General features: G+C 69.4%; 16 protein-coding genes. 7 read left to right on the top strand and 9 right to left on the bottom strand.

What is annotated here, in order from left to right; genetic code table 11:
• The first annotated feature begins 94 nt into the window (after positions 1–94).
• On the top strand, positions 95–736 hold the full coding sequence (locus ACFWDI_RS16330; RefSeq protein ID WP_327324897.1) for a GntR family transcriptional regulator: 642 nt from the start codon (positions 95–97) through the stop codon (positions 734–736).
• Positions 733–2,034 (top strand): nitrate/nitrite transporter, encoded by a 1,302-nt coding sequence (locus ACFWDI_RS16325; RefSeq protein WP_385304511.1) that lies wholly within the window; start codon positions 733–735, stop codon positions 2,032–2,034. Before ACFWDI_RS16330 ends, ACFWDI_RS16325 begins: the two co-directional genes overlap by 4 nt.
• Positions 2,035–2,186: 152 nt before the next feature.
• Here the strand turns inward: ACFWDI_RS16325 and ACFWDI_RS16320 are convergent, their stop codons facing one another.
• Positions 2,187–3,011, bottom strand: coding sequence for a maleylpyruvate isomerase family mycothiol-dependent enzyme (locus ACFWDI_RS16320; RefSeq protein WP_385304510.1), 825 nt, complete (start codon positions 3,009–3,011; stop codon positions 2,187–2,189).
• A 163-nt stretch (positions 3,012–3,174) separates the two neighbouring features.
• Between ACFWDI_RS16320 and ACFWDI_RS16315 the strand changes: the two genes are divergently transcribed.
• Positions 3,175–3,990, top strand: coding sequence for a carbon-nitrogen family hydrolase (locus ACFWDI_RS16315; RefSeq protein ID WP_385304507.1), 816 nt, complete (start codon positions 3,175–3,177; stop codon positions 3,988–3,990).
• A gap of 159 nt (positions 3,991–4,149) precedes the next feature.
• Here ACFWDI_RS16315 and ACFWDI_RS16310 read toward each other — a convergent pair whose 3' ends face one another.
• Positions 4,150–4,650, bottom strand: a complete 501-nt coding sequence (locus ACFWDI_RS16310; RefSeq protein ID WP_385304505.1) for an LURP-one-related/scramblase family protein — start codon at positions 4,648–4,650, stop codon at positions 4,150–4,152.
• Between the two features lie 41 nt (positions 4,651–4,691).
• On the opposite strand from ACFWDI_RS16310, the gene ACFWDI_RS16305 reads away from it, so the two are divergent.
• Entirely contained in the window at positions 4,692–6,491 is a 1,800-nt protein-coding gene (locus tag ACFWDI_RS16305; RefSeq protein WP_385304502.1) for an NHL domain-containing thioredoxin family protein, read from the top strand.
• Positions 6,492–6,558: 67 nt separating this feature from the next.
• On the opposite strand, the gene ACFWDI_RS16300 is transcribed toward ACFWDI_RS16305, so the two are convergent.
• The 6 genes from ACFWDI_RS16300 to ACFWDI_RS16275 form a co-directional block, all read right to left on the bottom strand.
• Positions 6,559–7,455 carry an IS982 family transposase gene (locus ACFWDI_RS16300; RefSeq protein WP_385304499.1) on the bottom strand — a complete coding sequence of 299 codons (897 nt, stop codon included), beginning with the start codon at positions 7,453–7,455 and terminating at the stop codon, positions 6,559–6,561.
• A 57-nt stretch (positions 7,456–7,512) separates the two neighbouring features.
• Positions 7,513–8,004: a MarR family winged helix-turn-helix transcriptional regulator gene (locus ACFWDI_RS16295; RefSeq protein WP_385304706.1), complete on the bottom strand. Its 492-nt coding sequence runs from the start codon at positions 8,002–8,004 to the stop codon at positions 7,513–7,515.
• A gap of 135 nt (positions 8,005–8,139) precedes the next feature.
• Positions 8,140–8,514: a hypothetical protein gene (locus tag ACFWDI_RS16290; protein ID WP_385304497.1), complete on the bottom strand. Its 375-nt coding sequence runs from the start codon at positions 8,512–8,514 to the stop codon at positions 8,140–8,142.
• 80 nt (positions 8,515–8,594) lie between these two features.
• The gene (locus ACFWDI_RS16285) at positions 8,595–10,169 is read right to left on the bottom strand and encodes a hypothetical protein (RefSeq protein ID WP_385304495.1); all 1,575 of its coding nucleotides are present in this window, start codon (positions 10,167–10,169) and stop codon (positions 8,595–8,597) included.
• Positions 10,170–10,292: 123 nt separating this feature from the next.
• Positions 10,293–11,594 carry a M18 family aminopeptidase gene (locus ACFWDI_RS16280; protein ID WP_385304494.1) on the bottom strand — a complete coding sequence of 434 codons (1,302 nt, stop codon included), beginning with the start codon at positions 11,592–11,594 and terminating at the stop codon, positions 10,293–10,295.
• Positions 11,595–11,700: 106 nt separating this feature from the next.
• Positions 11,701–13,527: an acyl-CoA dehydrogenase gene (locus tag ACFWDI_RS16275; protein WP_385304703.1), complete on the bottom strand. Its 1,827-nt coding sequence runs from the start codon at positions 13,525–13,527 to the stop codon at positions 11,701–11,703.
• A gap of 367 nt (positions 13,528–13,894) precedes the next feature.
• Here ACFWDI_RS16275 and ACFWDI_RS16270 point away from each other — a divergent pair, with 367 nt between their 5' ends.
• The 3 genes from ACFWDI_RS16270 to ACFWDI_RS16260 all read left to right on the top strand — a co-directional run bounded on the left by ACFWDI_RS16270 (position 13,895) and on the right by ACFWDI_RS16260 (position 16,835).
• Entirely contained in the window at positions 13,895–14,344 is a 450-nt protein-coding gene (locus ACFWDI_RS16270) for an SseB family protein (protein ID WP_326651263.1), read from the top strand.
• A 139-nt stretch (positions 14,345–14,483) separates the two neighbouring features.
• Positions 14,484–15,437, top strand: coding sequence for a pirin family protein (locus tag ACFWDI_RS16265; RefSeq protein ID WP_327324906.1), 954 nt, complete (start codon positions 14,484–14,486; stop codon positions 15,435–15,437).
• 324 nt (positions 15,438–15,761) lie between these two features.
• Positions 15,762–16,835, top strand: a complete 1,074-nt coding sequence (locus ACFWDI_RS16260) for an AI-2E family transporter (RefSeq protein WP_385304491.1) — start codon at positions 15,762–15,764, stop codon at positions 16,833–16,835.
• Here the strand turns inward: ACFWDI_RS16260 and ACFWDI_RS16255 are convergent.
• Positions 16,790–18,931 (bottom strand): SpoIIE family protein phosphatase, encoded by a 2,142-nt coding sequence (locus ACFWDI_RS16255; RefSeq protein WP_385304489.1) that lies wholly within the window; start codon positions 18,929–18,931, stop codon positions 16,790–16,792. The genes ACFWDI_RS16260 and ACFWDI_RS16255 overlap by 46 nt on opposite strands.
• Positions 18,932–19,069: the final 138 nt, after the last annotated feature.

The raw sequence follows: 19,069 nt of genomic DNA, 5'->3' as shown, positions 1-19,069 counted from the left end.
GCACGATAGTTGTGTCCACTTCGTCCGCCCGGGCCCCGTCCTGCATCGTGGACCCGGCTTTCTGATGCACCTGTGTTGTATCTAAGCTGTGCGCATGCCCGCCGCCGCTCCCGCCGCAGAACGCGTCTACACCCACATCAAGCAAGCAGTCCTCGACCGCCGTTACGAGGGCGGCACCCTCCTCACCGAGGGCGAGCTGGCCGACGCGGTCGGCGTCTCGCGCACCCCCGTCCGTGAGGCGCTGCTCAAGCTCGAGGTCGAGGGCCTGATCAAGCTCTATCCGAAGAAGGGCGCACTCGTGCTCGCCGTCTCCGCGCAGGAGATCGCGGATGTGGTGGAGACCCGCCTGCTGGTCGAGGAGCACGCGGCCCGCAAGGCCGTACCGGCGTCGCCGCGGCTGCTCGCCCGGCTCGAAGAGCTCCTTGAGCAGCAGAAGCGGCAGGGCGAGGCGGGCGACCTGGCGGCCGTTGCCGTCACCGACCGCTGTTTCCACGCCGAGATCGTACGCAGCGGAGGCAACGAGATCCTCTCCCGCCTCTACGACCAACTGCGCGACCGCCAGCTGCGGATGGGCGTCGCGGTGATGCACTCCCACCCCGACCGGATCGCCAAGAACGTCGCCGAACACAGCGAGATCCTCGAAGCTCTGCGCGCCGGCGACCCGGACGCGGCAGCCGCGCTCGTGCACCGGCACGTCGGCTGGTTCAGCAATCTGGCGCGGGGCGAGGTCCGATGAGCGCCTCCGCCGTCGCGCTGCCCGGCGATCCACCCGGCGGCCGCCGCGCCGCCGCGGTGTGGGGCATCGGCGTCGCCGTCTACTTCGTCGCCGTCATCTTCCGTACGTCGCTGGGCGTCGCCGGCCTCGACGCCGCCGACCGCTTCGACGTCAATGCCTCCGCACTCTCCACCTTCTCCATCCTTCAGCTGCTGGTCTACGCCGGGATGCAGATACCCGTCGGTCTGATGGTCGACCGCCTGGGCACAAAGAAGGTCCTCACCCTCGGCGTGGTGCTGTTCACCGTCGGGCAGCTGGGCTTCGCGCTCTCACCGTCGTACGGGACGGCACTCGCCTCGCGCGCGCTGCTCGGCTGCGGCGACGCCATGACCTTCATCAGCGTGCTGCGGCTCGGCTCGCGCTGGTTCCCGGCCCGGCGCGGACCGCTGATCGGGCAGGTCGCCGCGCTCTTCGGGATGGCGGGCAACCTTGTCTCGACCGTCGTCATCGCGCGCATGCTGCACGGCCTCGGCTGGACCGCCACCTTCGCGGGCAGCGCGGCAGCCGGACTGGTCGTGCTGGTGCTGCTGTCGCTCTTCCTCAAGGACCACCCGGAGGGCCATGAGCCACCGCCCACCCAGCACGCGGGATCCGCGTTCGTACGGAAGCAGATCGCCGAGTCCTGGCGTGAACCCGGCACTCGTCTCGGCATGTGGGTGCACTTCACCACCCAGTTCCCCGCCATGGTGTTCCTGCTGCTGTGGGGGATGCCGTTCCTGGTCGAGGCACAGGGCCTCTCCCGGGAGACCGCCGGTGAGCTGCTGACGCTGGTGGTGCTCTGCAACATGGTGGTCGGGCTGGTGTACGGGCAGGTGATCGCCCGGCACCACGCGGCACGGGTCCCGCTGGCCCTCGGCACGGTCGGCGCGACCGCGCTGCTGTGGGCGGCCACCATCGCGTACCCCGGTGACCGGGCCCCGATGTGGCTGCTGATCACCCTGTGCACGGTGCTCGGGGCGTGCGGGCCCGCGTCGATGATCGGGTTCGACTTCGCCCGGCCGGCCAATCCGCCTCAGCGGCAGGGGACGGCGTCGGGAATCGTCAACATGGGTGGTTTCGTGGCCTCGATGACGACGCTGCTGGCGGTGGGGGTGCTGCTGGACGCGACCGGCGACAACTACCGGATCGCGTTCTCGTCGGTGTTCGTGCTGGAGACGCTGGGCATCACGCAGATTCTGCGGCTGCGGGCGCGCACGGTACGGCGGGAGCGGGAGCGGCTGGTGGCGAGCCGGGTGGAGGCCGTGCACGTGCCGGTGTGAGCGTGTGAGGGGTGCCCGCCGGACGACGGCGCCCCGCCGACCGCCGACCGGTGAAACCCGACCCTGAAACCCGACCCTGAAACCCGACCCTGAAACTCAACCGCTGAAAACCGACCGGTGAAGGCCGCCCCCGGGCGCGACGCCCGGCGCGCCTACGGCGTAACCGCGAACTCCCGCAGGATCGCCGCCGCCAGTTCGGCGTCACCGTCCACCTTGACCCGGTCCGACACCGCGCTCGCCCGCACCCGGCCGCAGGCCAGCCGGTAGAAGGTCTCCCAGTCCAGCGCGAGGGTCACCACGGGGCCGAGCGAGGGCGCGCCGTCGACCGTGCCGCGGCCGTCCGCGTCCACCCGCACCGTACGGAGGAATTCGAGCGGGCCGTGCACATCGAAGACGACGGCCGAGTTGGCCGGGGCGCCCGCGTCCTTGGCCACCACCTTGGGCAGGGCTTCCAGAAGGCAGTCACGGGCGATGTAGGCGCCGGGGGAGTCGAGGTTGCCCGGCTTGCCCAGCGTCGACCGCAGATCCTGCTCATGCACCCAGGTGTCGAATGCGCGCATCCGGATGGCCAGTTCGAGAGTCTGCTCGGCGCCCAGCGGGGCGCGGACCATGGTGTCGGGGGTGCGGCTCTCATTGCGCAGCTGACGGGCCCGGCGGATGATCGTGTACTCCAGCTCGGAGGTCATCTCCGGCGCCGTGTGGTGCCGGCGCACATCGACCTGCATCTCCATGTAGCGGGCGAACTCGCTCTGCACATGGTAGAGATCACGCGGCAGTGTGTGGATCGGCCGCGGATCGCCGAGCATCTCGCACTCCATGCCGATGACATGCGAGACCAGGTCGCGCACGGACCAGCCGGGGCACGGCGTGGGCCGGTTCCACTCGCCCTCGACGAGCGGCTGCACCAGCTCGGCTATCGATTCAATGGAGTGGGTCCAGGCGTCGGCGTAGGTCTGGAGGCTGGGATGGACGGTCACGGGACCCCTCGGCGGTTCTGCGGTACGCGGGCTGGGCTGCTGACTGCTGGGCTGCGTGGGAGGCTCGGCAGTTAAGTTACGCTGCCGGACGGCAGCCCGGCAGTGCTTTCGTGTGACGATCGTAGGCCCGTGATGACGGCTCGAATGCCAGGACGGTGGTAGTGTGCGCGCCTCCCTCATCCAGATCGCAGTAGACCCGGACGAATCGGTCAATTCCCGCAGACGGCGCGTCGCCTCGCTCGTACGCGACCAGCGGGGTGCCGACCTGGTGGTGCTTCCAGAGTTGTGGCCCGTCGGAGCGTTCGCCTATGAGTCGTTCGCCGACGAGGCCGAATCGCCGGCCGGTGCGACGTACGAGGTGATGGCGAAGGCCGCGAGCGACGCCGGAGTGTGGCTGCACGCGGGCTCCGTCGTCGAGCGCGCCCCGGACGGCACCCTCTACAACACCTCCCTCGTCATCTCCCCCACGGGCGATCTTGTCCGCACATACCGGAAGATCCACCGCTTCGGCTTCGACAAGGGTGAGGCGGTGATGATGGGCGCGGGCGACGAGCTCGTGACCGTCGCGCTGCCCGGGACCGAGTCGTCGCCGGGGCTCACATTGGGCCTCGCGACCTGCTACGACCTGCGTTTCCCGGAGCTGTTCCGGGGCCTGGTGGACGCCGGGGCGCAGGCGCTCGTCGTCCCGGCGGGCTGGCCGGCCCGCCGCCGCGAGCACTGGCGGCTGCTGGCCCGCGCCCGCGCCGTTGAGAACCAGGCGTACGTCCTGGCCTGCGGCACCGCAGGCACCCACGCCGGTGTCGAGCAGGCCGGACACAGCATCGTGGTCGACCCCTGGGGCGAGATCCTCGCCGAGGCGGGCCCGGACGAAGAGGTCCTGAGCGTCGAGCTGGACCCGGCCAAGGTCGGGACGACACGGGAGCAGTTCCCCGTGCTCAAGGACCGCCGACTGGGGCTCGCGGAACCCCGCCGCCCCTAGGCGCCTGTGGCAGGGGTGTTCCCCTACCCGCCCCTTCCCGTAACTGGGGGCAGGTTTCCCGCCCGTCGGGCGGGAAATCCAGCCTCGCTCGCGGGCAAAACGTGAGCCTCGTCGGCGATTGAGGCGCGGGGTCCGGCGCGGAGCCCCGGTCGGCGAGGCCTAGTCGTCGTCGCCCGCTCGCTCCTTCTCCGCCATCTGGATCACGCAGACCGCGACCGCGATCATGAGCGGCGCGTCCGCGTCCTCCCGTACGACGTTCACGGCGTGCGTCTCCCGCACCCGGAACCACTGCCGGGAGATGTGGGCCAGCAGCTCGCCGTCGTACTCGACCGTGAACTCCCGGTCCAGGATCCGTCCGCTGACATCGAGCTCGGTGCCCTCGACGAGCGTCACGCGGTAGTGATTGCGCAGCAGCGACAGCCGCTTCTTGCGGATGGTGGCGAGCGGCTTGTCGTCACGCTCGATGGTCATCGTGTCCCGCAGGCTGAGCAGCTTCTTGCGCAGCGTGATCAGGACCAGCCCGGTCGGATCCTTGAGCTCCAGGGTGTCCCGCAGGCTCAGCGCCTTGCCGTCGACGAGGAAGGCTTGGCGGCCGGCTTCGTCCTCGATCCAGTAGTCCTCGCCGATGGCGAAGATCTTGTCGCGCACGAGGTATTTCATGCCTGGAATGACTACCCCGCGCCGTGCTGTTGGATGGAGGTATGGCTACACGTGCACGCGTTCGGGCCCCCGAGCTGATCGGCAAGGGCGGCTGGCTCAACACAGGCGGAAAGCAGTACACCCTTGCTGACCTGCGAGGACGTATTGTCATTGTTGATTTTTGGACATTTTGCTGTATTAACTGCCTGCATGTCCTGGACGAGCTGCGGGAGCTCGAGGAGAAGCATCGCGACACCGTCGTGATCATCGGGGTCCACTCGCCGAAGTTCGTGCACGAGGCCGAGCACCAGGCCGTCGTCGACGCCGTCGAGCGCTACCAGGTGCACCACCCGGTGCTCGACGACCCCGAGCTCGCCACCTGGAAGCAGTACGCCGTCCGGGCCTGGCCCACGCTCGTCGTCATCGACCCCGAGGGCTATATCGTCGCCCAGCACGCCGGCGAGGGGCATGCCCACGCCATCGAGCAGCTTGTCGAGGAGCTCGAGGCCGAGCACGCCGCGAAGGGAACGCTGCGGCGCGGGGACGGGCCGTATGTCGCGCCCGAGCCGGTCGCCAGCGATCTGCGCTTCCCCGGCAAGGCCCTGCTGCTGCCCTCCGGGAACTTCCTCGTCTCCGACTCGACCCGGAATCAGCTGGTCGAGCTGGAGCCGGACGGTGAGAGCGTCGTACGGCGCATCAGCGGCACCAGCACCAGCACCAGCGGCGGCGGCGGCGAGTTCAACGAGCCGCAGGGCCTCGCGCTGCTGCCCGACGGCCGGGTCGCGGTCGCGGACACCGTGAACCACACCATCCGTGCGTACGACCCGGAAACCGGCGCGGTCGAGACTCTCGCAGGCACCGGCAAGCAGTGGTGGCAGGGCTCGCCGACGAGCGGCCCGGCACTCGATGTCTCGCTCTCCTCGCCGTGGGACGTGGCCTGGTGGGGCGGGCAGCTGTGGATCGCGATGGCGGGCGTCCACCAGCTGTGGACGTACGACCCGGCGGCCGGGACCGTGCAGGTCGCGGCCGGTACCACCAACGAAGGCCTCGTCGACGGGCCGGCGGCCGAGGCGTGGTTCGCGCAGCCGTCCGGGCTCGCGGCGACCGAGGACCGGCTGTGGATCGCCGACTCCGAGACCTCAGCGGTGCGCTGGATCGACCGCGATCTGGTGGTGCACACGGCGGTCGGCACCGGCCTCTTCGACTTCGGGCACCGGGACGGTGCCGCCGGGCAGGCGCTGCTGCAGCACCCGCTGGGTGTCACCGCGCTGCCCGACGGGTCTGTCGCCATCAGCGACACGTACAACCACGCGCTGCGCCGCTTCGACCCCGCGAGCGGCGAAGTGACCACGCTCGCCACCGACCTGCGGGAGCCGAGCGGCGCCGTGCTGGCCGGCGACGACATCGTGGTGGTGGAGTCCGCCAGGCACCGGCTGACCCGGCTGCGGCTGCCGGAGGAGGCGGTACGCGTCGAGGCCGTCGCCCACCGCACCCAGCGCGCCGCCACCGACGTCGCCCCGGGCAGGCTCCGGCTGGACGTGGTCTTCCAGGCCCCGGCCGGCCAGAAGCTCGACACCCGGTACGGCCCTTCGACCCGGCTGCTCGTCTCCTCGACCCCACCCGAGCTGCTGAGGGACGGGGAGGGCACGGGCACCGATCTCTCGCGCGAGCTGGAGATCGACCCGGCGGTGAGCGAGGGCGTACTGCATGTCTCGGCGATGGCGGCGTCCTGTGACGACGACCCCGAGAACGAGTACCCGGCCTGCCATATGCACCAGCAGGACTGGGGTGTCCCGGTGCGGGTGAGCGACGAGGGGACGACGCGGCTGCCGCTCGTACTGGCCGGGATGGACCAGGGGTAGGAACGTGGGCCTGTTCCACCAGGGCGTGTTTTGGAAGTCCCGCCCTAGACGAGTCATTCCGATGTGATTAGTGGTCGCAGGCGGTCAAGGACCGCATGACCGGCTGTTCGGTCTTGTGGTTGTGCCAGATCGCCGCGGCCGGGGCCAGGACGCGTTGCGCGACGCGAACGGCGACACCCTCGAAGGTCCGGCCACTGTGCTGTTCCAGATCGAGCTGGCCCTTGAGGGTGTCGTTCACCGACTCGATCAGCTGCCGCACCGACTTCAGCAGGGACTCGCCCTTGCGGCGTTTCTCCCGCTTGAACGAGGGCCGGAGCAACTCCGCTCCGCGCAGGGCAAGATCGGCCTCGAACTCCTTGGAGGCGAAGCCCTTGTCCGCGATCAACAGCAAACCAGGGCGCCCGGTGACCGCTTCCGGCTCGCGGTCCAGCATCGCCATCAGCACCTCGCGCTCTTCCAGCTTCGGGTTCGCCAGCGACCACAGGATCGGCATACCGGTCGGGGTGCACACCAGATACAGCCGCAAGCCCCAGAAGAAACGGGAGTGGGAGGCGCAGTATCCGTATCCGGCCCAGCCGGCCAGGTCCGACCGCTTCACCGTCGGCCGCGACATGCCGCACGGCACCGGGGTGGAGTCGATGATCCAGTGGTTGTCGAACCAGAAATCGGTGTCTGCCGCGAGGAGCCGTATCGCCTGCTTGATCAGCGGGAGCGCGGCCCGCAGCCGCTTGTTCCAGCCCGGCTGCTTCGGTACGTACGGGAACATCGCGCCCAGGCGGGAGCGGACGAACCGCAGCCACCGGGACTCCGAGGCGAAGCCCAGCATGGACTGGGCAACAGCGAGGCAGACGAGCTCGGAGTCCGTCAACTGCGGCGGACGGCCCAGCCATCGGGTATCGCCGAGCTCGTCGTCGACCTTCACGTACAGCGCGGTGAGCAGGGTGTCCAAGTCCTCATTGTTCACAGAACGATCTTGGACGCCCTCTTGGTTGTTGAGGGGAGAGCATCTCCCCTCAACGCCCTACAGGTTCCCGGCGCCCTCGACGTTGGAGATCATCCTGCGCAGCACCTTGAGCGCGGCCACGTATTCCTCGTCGCTGATGCCGTCGTGGACCACAGCCCGGAGTTCGGTTACCAGCTCGCGCAGCCGTATCCTGGCGGCTTCTCCCGCGTCGGTGAGGTACAGACGGTCTCCGGCGTCGGTCCGTAGCCAGCCGCGGTGGAGCAACTGAGCGACGATGCGGGGGATCTCATGTTGCCCGTCCGCGAGTGACAGCAGCTGGGCGGCTACCTCGTTGCGGCTCGGCGCCGCAGGCCAGTACTTGACGCTGTTGAGTACCCAGTACTGCGGCTGCGTGACGTCGATCCCAGCCATGGCGTCACGCAGATGCCGTGTAACGACCGCGTGAGCCTGACTACTCCAGTAGCCGATGGGCTGGCTGGCCAGCATGTCGTCGGTGGCAGCCGGATTGGCCGGTGCCTGATCGGTGGTGGTGCCAGTCAGAAAGTCCATGATCACGACGCTACATCCGCGCCCCACCTGAACACTGGCGAAGGCCGTATCAACCGACTTTGCGGTGGCGCGGCGCATTTCCTCCAACTCCCGTTCATGCTCCTGGGCGCACCGTCACCATTCGGAATGACTCGTCTAGTGGAACAGGCCCTGCTTCTCGAGCTGCCGCCCTGCCGCGCCGTCCAGACAGCCGGCCACCCACAGCCCGGGGTCGTACGTCGCCTTCAGTCCGCCCCGGCCCTCCGCCCGGAACCGCTCGCACCCGCCGGCCAGCAGGTCCTTCGCCTGCCGGCCGGTCGGGTCGTAGTGCCTGATGCGGTTGCCCTGGATGAAGCCCGCCTCGTACGAGATGTCCTGTGCCCAGGGCGGCCGTTCGTTGTACTGCTGGATCACCAGCCAGCAGGCCGCGAGCAGGACCGCGGCCGCCGAGGCGAACGCGAGGGACAGGGTGCGGCGCGACGGGCCCCGGTGGTGCGTCGCGCCGGCTGTCTGATGACCGAGCAGAACCATGGGCACCACCGTGCCCGGCCGGCCCTTTCCCGGATGTTTCGCGAACAGGCGTCAACACGCCAACACCCGTCCCGGCCGGGTTACTTGACGTCGACGGCGCCCGTGACCTTCGGGTTCATCAGGTGATTCGAGTCCGTGTCGATGTGCAGCGCGAAGATCGTGCCGTCGCCCCGCTCCTTGAAGCTCTTCTTGAACGTGCCGTTGGCCGCGGTCTTCACCTCGCCCAGCAGATACGACTCCTTCGGCTTGCCCTTGGGCGAGAAGAAGATCATCACCTTCCTGCCGCCGTACGCCTTCCAGGCCGGCGCGGCGTGCTGCAGCGTGCCGGAGACGGTGATCGCGCCGCGCTTCTTCACCTTCGGCGTGACCTTGTAGTCCTTGATGCGGGTCTGGATGCGGCTGGCCTTGAGGACCGGGCTCACCGACCCCTGCACATTGGCGGAGCCGGAGTAGACCGCGCGGTAGTAGCCGGACGCCGGTGCGGGGATGTCCGCCAGGAAGTACCTGTCCTTGGTGAGCGTCAGCGTCTTGAGCTTCGCCCAGCCGTCCTTGCCGTTCCTGGACACCTGGATGTCGAGCTTGTTGTGCGGTCGCGGGGCGCCCTGGACGTCCAGCAGACCGGACACGGTCAGCTTTGAGTCGGAGCCGAGCTTGATCTCGAACTGGTCGATGGAGCTGTAGCCGGTGGTGCGGAAGGTGAGCGGGGCGGTCGGCTTGTTGGAGAACCAGTCGCCGTAGCTGACCTTCAGCTGCCGCTTGTCGTCCGCGAAGGGGATCTTCGTCTCGAGGCTGAAACGCCCTTCCTTGTCGGTGACGGCGCTCCCCTCCCACGTCCCCGCCGCGTTCACGACCTCCACATCCGCGTAATTCGTCGTCTTCCAGACGCCGTTGAGCTCGTACTCCACCTTGCCGGTGACCTTGACCGGCGCGCCGAACCTGCCGCTGAACTCGGACTTGTCGAGCGTGACGCGGGCCGGCAGACCCTTGGGCGCGACCTGCAGCAGCTCGCTGGAGAGGTTCCCGTAGTACGCACGGACCGGGCTGGGCTCGGAGTCCGCGATGAACCAGTCGGAGAACCTGCCGTCCGCGTCCGTCCGCACGACCTCGTCGTAGGACCCGTTGTGGATGCGCACGCTCGAATCGGCGACGGGCTTGCTCTCGTGCGTGATGGGCTGCCACTCGGCGAGCCGGCCGCTCGCGGTGACCACCATGTCGTCGACGGTCGGGTTGGGCCGGTCGACCCCGAATTCCTGGAAATACTTCCTGGCCCTGTAGTCGTACGTGCCGACGTCCTTGAGGGTCGTCTCGTCGCCGTCGGACTCCCTGACGATCAGGTCGACGGCGAATACGCCGGTGATCTCGAGCTTGACGTCCTTCTTGGTGATCCAGTCGCCCGTCTTCTTGTCGCCCGATGCGAGCTCGAAGTCATGGACCCATTCGACGGCCACGTTCTCGCCCGGCTTGTGGACGACGGCGCTGATGCCGGTCACGTCGCTGTCGGTCTTCAGGTCGTCGACGAAGAGGCGGCCGAACTGCTTGTCGTGGCCGGAGACTTTGAGGGCGGTCGGCCCCGCAGCGGCGAAGGCGGTGGCGGGCACCGCGAGTACACCCAGTACCACAGAGGTGGACAGGGCAAAGGAAATGCTGCGCTTCACGTGTGCGTCCCCCCGGACGATTCGAGGGGCGCGTGGGAGAGAGAAACAACAAAGTGGTCAATGAGACGCGCCCCGAGCCTCCCATGGTAATCGGGCCCGGGGCGTGTCGGACCATTGGATCTGTCAGTCCGTCAGGAATGACACCAGCGCGTTGGCCAGCAGATACGGGTCATCCGCACCGCACAGCTCACGCGCACTGTGCATCGACAGGATCGCGACGCCGATGTCGACGGTCCGGATGCCGTGGCGGGCGGCGGTGATCGGGCCGATGGTCGTGCCGCACGGCATCGCGTTGTTCGACACGAACGTCTGCCACGGCACGCCCGCCTTCTCGCAGGCCGCGGCGAACACGGCCCGGCCGCTGCCGTCGGTGGCGTACCGCTGGTTCACATTGACCTTGAGGATCGGGCCGCCGTTGACGCGCGGGTGGTGCGTCGGGTCGTGGCGCTCCCCGTAGTTGGGGTGTACGGCGTGGCCGGTGTCGGAGGACAGACACACCGTGCCCGCGAAGGCGCGCGCCTTGTCCTCGTACGTACCACCGCGCGCGAACACCGAACGCTCCAGCACATTGCCGAGCAGCGGGCCGTCGGCGCCGGTGTCCGCCTGGGAGCCGTTCTCCTCGTGGTCGAAGGCGGCGAGCACCGGGATGTACGGAAGCTCCGGCGACGCGGAGACCGCGGCGAGCGCTGCCGTACAGGCGTGCACGGACAGCAGGTTGTCCATCCGCGGTCCGGCGACCAGCTCGCGGTCGCGGCCCAGATAGGCGGGCGCCTCCAGGGCGTGTGTCATCAGGTCCCAGCCGGTGACCTCCCCGGCCGCGAGCCCGAGCTCCTCCTCCAGGAAGGAGATCAGATCGCCCTCGTCGGTGACGTCGCCCAGGCCCCAGATGGGCTGCATGTGCCGCTGCTTGTCGAGTTGCAGACCCTTCTCGTGGATCGAGCGGTCCATGTGGATGGCCAGCTGCGGCACGCGCAGCAGGGGCCGGTCGATGTTGACCAGCCGCGTCGTGCCGTCGCGCAGGGAGAGCCGGCCGGCCAGGCCCAGATCACGGTCGAGCCAGGAGTTCAGCAGCGGGCCGCCGTAGATCTCGACGGCGACCTGACGCCAGCCGTGCGCGCCCATGTCGGGCTGCGGCTTGACGCGCAGATTCGGGGAGTCGGTGTGGGCGCCGACGATCCGGAACGGGGTGTGCGGCGCGGTGCCCTCCGGCACGTACCAGGCGACGATCGCGCCGCCGCGCAGTACGTACTTGCCGCCACTTGTGCCGTCCCAGGCGTCCGTCTCCAGCACCTGCCGGAAGCCGGCCTTCTCCAGGCGCTCGGCGGCGGCGGCCACGGCGTGGTACGGGGTCGGGCCGGCCGAGAGGAAGGACATCAGGTCGTCGGTGTGTCCGCGATCGAAGCGGGAGGGTGTGCTGCTGCTCATGGACTCACCTTAACGAGGGGCGCACGCCGGGTGCGTGGAGATGCGAAGCGGCCCGCCCCGGCAGGGGGCGGGCCGCTTCACACAAGGCGCGGGACGGCTGGGACGGTCAGAACGCCGCCTCGTCCAGCTCCATCAGGGAGTTGTCGACGGTCTCGGCGAGCGCGCGCTCGACCGAGACGCCCGGCAGGATGTTGGCGGCGAAGAACTTCGCGGCCGCGATCTTGCCCTGGTAGAACGGCACATCCTTGGCGGACGCGGTCTCGAGCTTCTCCGCCGCGACGGCCGCGCCGCGCAGCAGCAGGTAGCCGACGACCACATCGCCGGAGGCGAGCAGCAGGCGGGTGGTGTTGAGGCCCACCTTGTAGATGTTCTTGACGTCCTCGCCGGTGGCGATGAGGTCGTTCGTCATCGTGCCGACGATCGCCTCCAGGTCCACCGCGGCCTTGGCGAGCGCGTCGCGGGCCGGGGCCAGCTCCTCGCCGCCGGTGCCGACCGCCAGGAACTTCTTGATCTCCTCGGAGAGGGTGTTCAGCGCCTGGCCCTGGTCGCGGACGATCTTCCGGAAGAAGTAGTCCTGGCCCTGGATGGCCGTGGTGCCCTCGTAGAGGGTGTCGATCTTGGCGTCCCGGATGTACTGCTCGACCGGGTACTCCTGGAGGTAACCCGAGCCGCCGAAGGTCTGCAGCGACTGGGCCAGCTGCTCGTACGACTTCTCGGAGCCGTAGCCCTTCACGATCGGCAGCAGCAGGTCGTTCAGGGCGACGAGGGCCTTGGCGTCCTCGCCCGCGGCCTCCTTGACGGCGATCTCGTCCTGGACCGAGGCGGTGTACAGCACCAGGGCGCGCATGCCCTCGGCGTACGCCTTCTGCGTCATCAGCGAACGGCGCACGTCGGGGTGGTGGGTGATGGTGACCTTGGGCGCGCTCTTGTCCGCGAAGTTCACCAGGTCCTGGCCCTGGACGCGCTCCTTGGCGTACTCCAGCGCGTTGAGGTAGCCGGTCGACAGGGTCGCGATGGCCTTCGTGCCGACCATCATCCGGGCGAACTCGATGATCATGAACATCTGGCGGATGCCGTCGTGCTTGTCGCCGATCAGCCAGCCCTTGGCGGGGTGCTGGTCACCGAAGGTGATCTCGCAGGTGTTGGAGGCCTTGAGGCCCATCTTGTGCTCGACGTTCGTGGCGTACACGCCGTTGCGCTCGCCCAGCTCGCCGGTCTCCCAGTCGAAGTGGAACTTCGGCACGAGGAAGAGCGACAGGCCCTTGGTGCCGGGGCCGTGGCCCTCGGGGCGGGCCAGCACGTAGTGAAGGATGTTCTCCTCCATGTCGTGCTCACCGGAGGTGATGAAGCGCTTCACGCCCTCGATGTGCCAGGAGCCGTCCGCCTGCTCGACGGCCTTGGTGCGGCCGGCGCCGACGTCCGAGCCGGCGTCCGGCTCGGTGAGCACCATGGTGGAGCCCCAGCGCTTCTCGACGGCTATCTCGGCGACCTTCTTCTGCGCCTCGTTGCCCTCCTCGAAGAGGATGCCGGCGAAGGCCGGGCCCGAGGAGTACATCCAGATGGCCGGGTTCGAGCCGAGCAGCAGCTCCGCGTACGACCAGATCAGGGAGCGCGGCGAGGTGGTGCCACCGATCTCCTCGGGCAGGCCGAGGCGCCAGTACTCGGAGTCCATGAAGGCCTGGTAGCTCTTCTTGAAGGACGCCGGGACGGGCGCGGTGTTGGTGGCGGGGTCGAAGACCGGCGGGTTGCGGTCGGCGTCCGCGAAGGACTCGGCCAGCTCGTTCTCGGCGAGGCGGGCGATCTCTTCGAGGATCGACTTGGCGGTGTCGACATCCATCTCCGCGAACGGGCCGGTGCCGTACAGCTTGTCGCGCCCGAGGACCTCGAAGAGGTTGAACTCGATGTCGCGGAGATTCGACTTGTAGTGCCCCATGGCGACGGCTCCGTAAAGATCGGGAGGCGGATTGATCATCCACGTACCAGTAAGTAGCTACGATGATGCTACCCGTCGGTAATAAGAAGCAACCCCTAGTGGGTCATCTGTGACACGGCTCGCTACCGGGCCCTGCCCGAGGATGCCGTGAGATGGCGGCCCGTGTCCCCGGTTCGCGGGCGATCGGCGGGCGATCAGGGGTGCGGTGGCGGGGGTGCGGAGGGTGTCGAGCCCGGGGCGGGACGGGTCACGGGGAGCCGAGTGCCGTGATCGCCGGGCCTTCGCCGGTGCGCTCGAGGCGGGCCGGGTCGCACCGTGTGCCCCGGCCCGGCCCATGGGGCCCGGCCGCCTCGGTACTCTTGCGGACATGTACGGCTACGACCAGAACCCGGGTGCCCAGCAGCAGTACGTGCCCCAGCAGCCCTCCTACGGGGAGCAGCCGCTGTACCCCGAGCCGTCGCCGCCCTCGCTCGCCGACGCCGTGCGGGCCTTCACCACCGCGTCGCTGTCCGCGGAGGACTTCCAGCAGATCTTCGCGACCTCGAAGGTCTACTGCCCGCGCGGTGACAACCCCGGCTTCCTGGCGCTGCACAACACCCAGCAGCCCGTCATCCCGATGTTCACCTCGCTCAAGGAACTGCGCAGATACGCGGGCAAGGAGTCCAAGTACTTCGTGATCACGGGCGCCGAGGTGATCGACCTGCTGCCGACCGGGTACGGCTTCGTGCTCGACATGGAGGGTGATCACCGGATGGTCTTCGACGCGAAGGCCGTGGAGCAGATGGTGGACTTCGCGATGCGGCGGATGTACGGCTGACGGTCCGGTGTGCGGCCGATGTGCCGCTGACGGGTCTGGGTCTCTGGGCGCCCGGGAGGAATTCCTCCCGGGCGTCGCGCGTTCCGGATGACAAGAAGTTCAGTCTTCAACTAAACTGGACGCACAAGGAGGTCCCGTCATGCCTGCAGTGACTGTCGAGAACCCGCTCACCCTGCCGCGCGTCTCCGCGCCGGCCGAGGCCGTGCCGCGCCCCGTGCTTGCCGTGACCACGGCGCCGGGGGGCTTCGAGGGGGAGGGTTTCCCGGTGCGACGCGCGTTCGCCGGGATCAACTACCAGTACCTCGACCCGTTCATCATGATGGACCAGATGGGCGAGGTGGAGTACGCGCCGGGCGAGCCGAAGGGGACGCCGTGGCATCCGCACCGGGGCTTCGAGACGGTCACGTACCTGATCGACGGAACCTTCGTCCACCAGGACAGCAATGGCGGCGGCGGAACCATACAGAACGGCGACACCCAGTGGATGACGGCCGGCTCGGGCCTGCTGCACATCGAGGCGCCGCCGGAGTCGCTGGTCATGTCGGGCGGGCTGTTCCACGGGCTCCAGCTCTGGGTGAACCTGCCGGCGAGCGACAAGATGATGGACCCCAGGTACCAGGACATCCGCGGCGGCCAGGTCCAGCTGCTGACCTCACCGGACGGGGGCGCGCTGCTGCGGGTCATCGCGGGTGAGCTCGACGGGCACGAGGGTCCGGGCATCACGCACACGCCGATCACGATGATCCATGCGACGCTGCGGCCGGGTGCCGAGGTCACGCTGCCGTGGCGCGAGGACTTCAACGGCCTGGCGTATGTGCTTGCGGGGCGCGGTGCGGTGGGTACGGACCGGCGCCCGGTGCACAAGGGCCAGACGGCGGTGTTCGGGGCGGGCGGGTCGCTGACGGTCCGCGCGGACGAGTCCCAGGACTCGAACAGCCCGGACCTGGAGGTCGTACTGCTGGGTGGGCGCCCGATCCGGGAGCCGATGGCGCACTACGGTCCGTTCGTGATGAACAGCCGTGCGGAGCTGCAGCAGGCCATGGACGACTTCCAGGCGGGCCGCCTGGGCACGGTCCCGGTGAACCGCCACTGAGCCCGCGTGGGGCCCGCGCTGCCTCCGGCGGGGGCGCGGGCCGCCGTCCGGGTGCGGGCTCCCGCGCCCCCGGCCCGGTGCGCGGGCCCGCGCCCGGTACGGGCTCCTGTGCCCCCGGGCCCGCATCCCCGGGCCCGGCGCCGTGGGCCCGTGTTACTTCCGGCAGGGCGCGGGCTCCTGCGCCCCTCACGGTTCGCCGGTGTGAACCACCCACCGGAGAGCAACCGACAACGCCCCTGGCCCACCCTCACCACATGACCGGGTGACCCACCCAGGTGGGTCCCCCAGCAGGCCCGTCCCCATGCCCCGTGGTCACGTGGGAGCGTGCAGACTCCGAAGCCGCTTCTGCCGGACGTCGCCCGGCGGGTCGCCGCCTGGTGTGTCGTCGTGCTGCTCGTCAGCGCCGTGGCCGGCGTCGGGATCTGGCTCTGCGCCACACTCAAGGCCGCCGTCACGCCCGTGCTCCTCGCGCTGCTCGCGACCGCTCTTCTCGGGCCCCTGCAGCGGCGGCTCATCAAAGTGAGGGTGAATCGCTCGCTCGCCGCCGCGCTGACCTGTGCCGCCGTCGTCGCCGTCGTCGGCGGGGCCATGTACATCATCGTCACCGCGCTGATCGGGACCGGCGACCAGATCATCTCCGCGCTGCGGCGGGCCGCCAGGGATCTCGCCAAGTACTTCGGGGCCGCCGGGACCTCGCTCGACGACGTCGCCGCCAACTCGAAGGAACTGCTGGGGAAGTTCGGCGGGACCGCCGCGTCCGAGGTGATCAGTGGGCTGAGTGTGGTGGGCGAACTGATCGCCACCGCCGTGCTGGCGCTGCTGTTCAGCTTTTTCTTTCTGCGGGACTCGGACAGGGCCGCGGGCGTTCTGCGGTCCCTCGTGCCCCGTGCGAGCGGGGACGTCGTCGAAGCCATGGCGCGGCGGGCCTTCGAGGCCGTCGAGGGGTTCATGCGCGGGACGACGTTCATCGCGCTCATCGACGCGATCTGTATCACCGTCGGGCTGCTGATCCTGCGCGTCCCCGGCGCCGTCGGGCTCGGCGCGCTGGTCTTCGTCGGGGCGTACATCCCCTACCTCGGCGCCTTCATCTCCGGCGCCGTCGCCGTCCTTGTCGCACTCGCCGACCGCGGATTCGTGATCGCGCTCTGGGCGCTGGGGGTGGTCCTGGCGGTGCAGGTGCTGGAGGGGCATGTGCTCCAGCCGGTGATCCAGAGCCGTATGGTGCGGATGCACCCGGTTGTGGTCATGCTGGCGATCACCGCGGGGGCGACCGTCGCCGGGATTCTCGGGATGCTGCTCGCCGTACCGGTCACCGCCGCCGCGTTCGGCGTGATCGGCGAGCTGCGGACGCGTTACGCGGCCGGGTCGGAGACCGGCTCCGGCACCGCCGACTCGTAGAGCTCGAACCAGATCGACTTGCCCTCGCCCCGCGGATCCACACCCCACGCGTCCGCGAGCATCTCCATCAGGAGCAGGCCCCGGCCCGACGACGCCATCTCGCCCGGCCGCCGCCTGTGCGGCAGCTCGTCACTTGTGTCCGCGACCTCCACGCGCAGCTGCCGTGCCGCATCGCCGCAAGTCACCTCCGCCACCAGCAGCGCATTGCCGTCCGTGTGGACGAGCACATTGGTGACCATCTCGGAGACCATCAGCACGGCGGCGTCGATCTGCTCCTGGTCCTTCCAGTCGTGCAGCAGCTCCCGCACCTGCTGCCTCGCGGTCGCGATCCGCTCCGGCTCGGCCTGCGCCACACTCATCGCCGTGCGCCGCGGGGCCTTTCGCGGCGGCGCCCCGTCCCGGCCGATCAGCAGGACCGCGATGTCGTCCTCACGTCTGTCGGCGAGCGGACCGGTGGTGTGGTGCGAGCCGGGCCCGTGCACGGCCTGTACGAGCGTGTCGGCGAGCTCCTCCAGTGACAGGTCCGTGTGCTGCTCGAGTATCCGGCGCAGCCGCGCCAAGCCCGTGTCGAGATCGTGCCCGCCGGTCTCCAGGAGACCGTCGGTGCAGATCATCATCGTCTCGCCGGGTTCCAGCACCAGCCGCGTCGTCGGATAGTCCGAGTCCGGGTCGATGCCGAGCGGCAGCCCGCCGTCGGTGGGCCGCAGCAGCACCGTGCCGTCGGACGTCCGCACCACGGGCTCGGGATGGCCGGCCCTGGCGATCTCGATACGGCCGGTGGCCGGTTCGACCTCCAGATAGAGGCAGGTCGCGAAGCGCGGGCTGGAGTAGTCGTCGTCCTCGTACGTATCCGCCCCGAAAAAATCATGCAGCCCGTGCAGGAAGCGGGAGGCGCGGGAGAGCACCGCATCCGGCCGGTGCCCCTCGGAGGCGTACGCACGCAGGGCGATCCGCAGCTGGCCCATGAGTCCGGCGGCGCGCACATCGTGGCCCTGGACATCGCCGATGACCAGGGCGATCCGGCCGCCGCCAGGTCCTGCGGCATGGGAGGTGCCCCCGGGCAGCGGGATCATGTCGTACCAGTCGCCGCCGACCTGGAGCCCGCCGCCGGTCGGTATGTACCGCGCGGCCACCGACATCCCGGGGACCTCGGGGCCGAGCACCGGCATCATCGAACGCTGCAGGCCCAGCGCGAGCTCGCGCTCCGACTCGGCGACCCCGGCCCGTGCGAGCGCCTGCGCCAGCATCCGCGCGACCGTCGTCAGCACGGACCGTTCGTCGGGCGTGAAGGCGACCGGGTGCTTGAACGCCGCCATCCAGGCGCCCATGGTGCGTCCGGCGACGATCAGCGGCAGGAACGCCCAGGACTGCCGGCCGAAGCGCTGCGCGAGCGGCCAGGTGGCGGGATAGCGGCGACGGTACTCCGCCGGCGTCGGCAGGTAGCTGGCCCGGCCGGTACGCACCACCTCGGCGGCCGGATATTCGGTGTCCAGTGACATGTCCGTGAACGGATTGTCGTCGCCCGCGTTGTGCCCGTGGTGCCCGATGATCGTGAGCCGGTCGCCCGCCACCCCGAAGACGGCAAGCCCGTCCGGCGAGAAGCCGGGCATGGACAGGGACGCGGCGACCCGCAGCACCTCCGCGGTGGAGCGGGCCTCGGCCAGCGCCCGGCCCGCGTCCAGCAGGAACGCCTCGCGGGAGCGGCGCCAGTCACCGGTGACGGGAGTGTGCGCGGCGGTGCCCGGCTGCGGCTCGGCGACCTCCTGGAGCATGCCGGTCAGTTCGTAGTCGCCTTCGCGGAGGACCGGTTTGGAGCGGCTTCGGACGATACGGAGCACATGTCCGGCCTCGTCGACGACCCGCAGTCTGGCCTCGGCGATGGTCCCTTCGGCGGCCGCGAGACTGACGATTCCGTTGATCTCGTTCCAGTCGACGGGGTGGAAACGGGAGCGCACGATGGACTCGGGGTACTCCCCGGCCTCGGCGGGCAGCTCCAGCAGCCGGGCGGCCTCGGCGTCGAGGGTGACCGTCCCGGATGCGTTCTCCCACCGCCACAGGCCGGTCGCGATCGCGGCCAGGACGTCCTCGGTGCGCATCGCCTCACTTTATTCCGATCTTCACGACGACCAGCTGCCGGGGTCCTGGCATGTGTATGTCAATGAGGCGAACGGAGCCCGGGCGGTAACCTTGACGCGGCCCACCCCTCTCGAATCGCTAAGACTGGATGAACGACG

This window comes from Streptomyces sp. NPDC060064, from assembly GCF_042736455.1.
Lineage (GTDB): Bacteria > Actinomycetota > Actinomycetes > Streptomycetales > Streptomycetaceae > Streptomyces.
Note: the sequence above shows the minus strand (reverse complement) of the source record. Positions and strands in the feature narration are given on the sequence as shown.

What these genes read in the sequence shown, in the direction of transcription:
- ACFWDI_RS16305 (WP_385304502.1), top strand. Translation starts at nt 4,692, where the DNA reads ATGGCTACACGTGCACGCGTTCGGGCCCCCGAGCTGATCGGCAAGGGC.
- ACFWDI_RS16325 (WP_385304511.1), top strand. Translation starts at nt 733, where the DNA reads ATGAGCGCCTCCGCCGTCGCGCTGCCCGGCGATCCACCCGGCGGCCGC.
- ACFWDI_RS16295 (WP_385304706.1), bottom strand. Translation starts at nt 8,004, where the DNA reads ATGGACTTTCTGACTGGCACCACCACCGATCAGGCACCGGCCAATCCG.
- ACFWDI_RS16330 (WP_327324897.1), top strand. Translation starts at nt 95, where the DNA reads ATGCCCGCCGCCGCTCCCGCCGCAGAACGCGTCTACACCCACATCAAG.
- ACFWDI_RS16310 (WP_385304505.1), bottom strand. Translation starts at nt 4,650, where the DNA reads ATGAAATACCTCGTGCGCGACAAGATCTTCGCCATCGGCGAGGACTAC.
- ACFWDI_RS16270 (WP_326651263.1), top strand. Translation starts at nt 13,895, where the DNA reads ATGTACGGCTACGACCAGAACCCGGGTGCCCAGCAGCAGTACGTGCCC.
- ACFWDI_RS16280 (WP_385304494.1), bottom strand. Translation starts at nt 11,594, where the DNA reads ATGAGCAGCAGCACACCCTCCCGCTTCGATCGCGGACACACCGACGAC.
- ACFWDI_RS16265 (WP_327324906.1), top strand. Translation starts at nt 14,484, where the DNA reads ATGCCTGCAGTGACTGTCGAGAACCCGCTCACCCTGCCGCGCGTCTCC.
- ACFWDI_RS16290 (WP_385304497.1), bottom strand. Translation starts at nt 8,514, where the DNA reads ATGGTTCTGCTCGGTCATCAGACAGCCGGCGCGACGCACCACCGGGGC.
- ACFWDI_RS16275 (WP_385304703.1), bottom strand. Translation starts at nt 13,527, where the DNA reads ATGGGGCACTACAAGTCGAATCTCCGCGACATCGAGTTCAACCTCTTC.
- ACFWDI_RS16255 (WP_385304489.1), bottom strand. Translation starts at nt 18,931, where the DNA reads ATGCGCACCGAGGACGTCCTGGCCGCGATCGCGACCGGCCTGTGGCGG.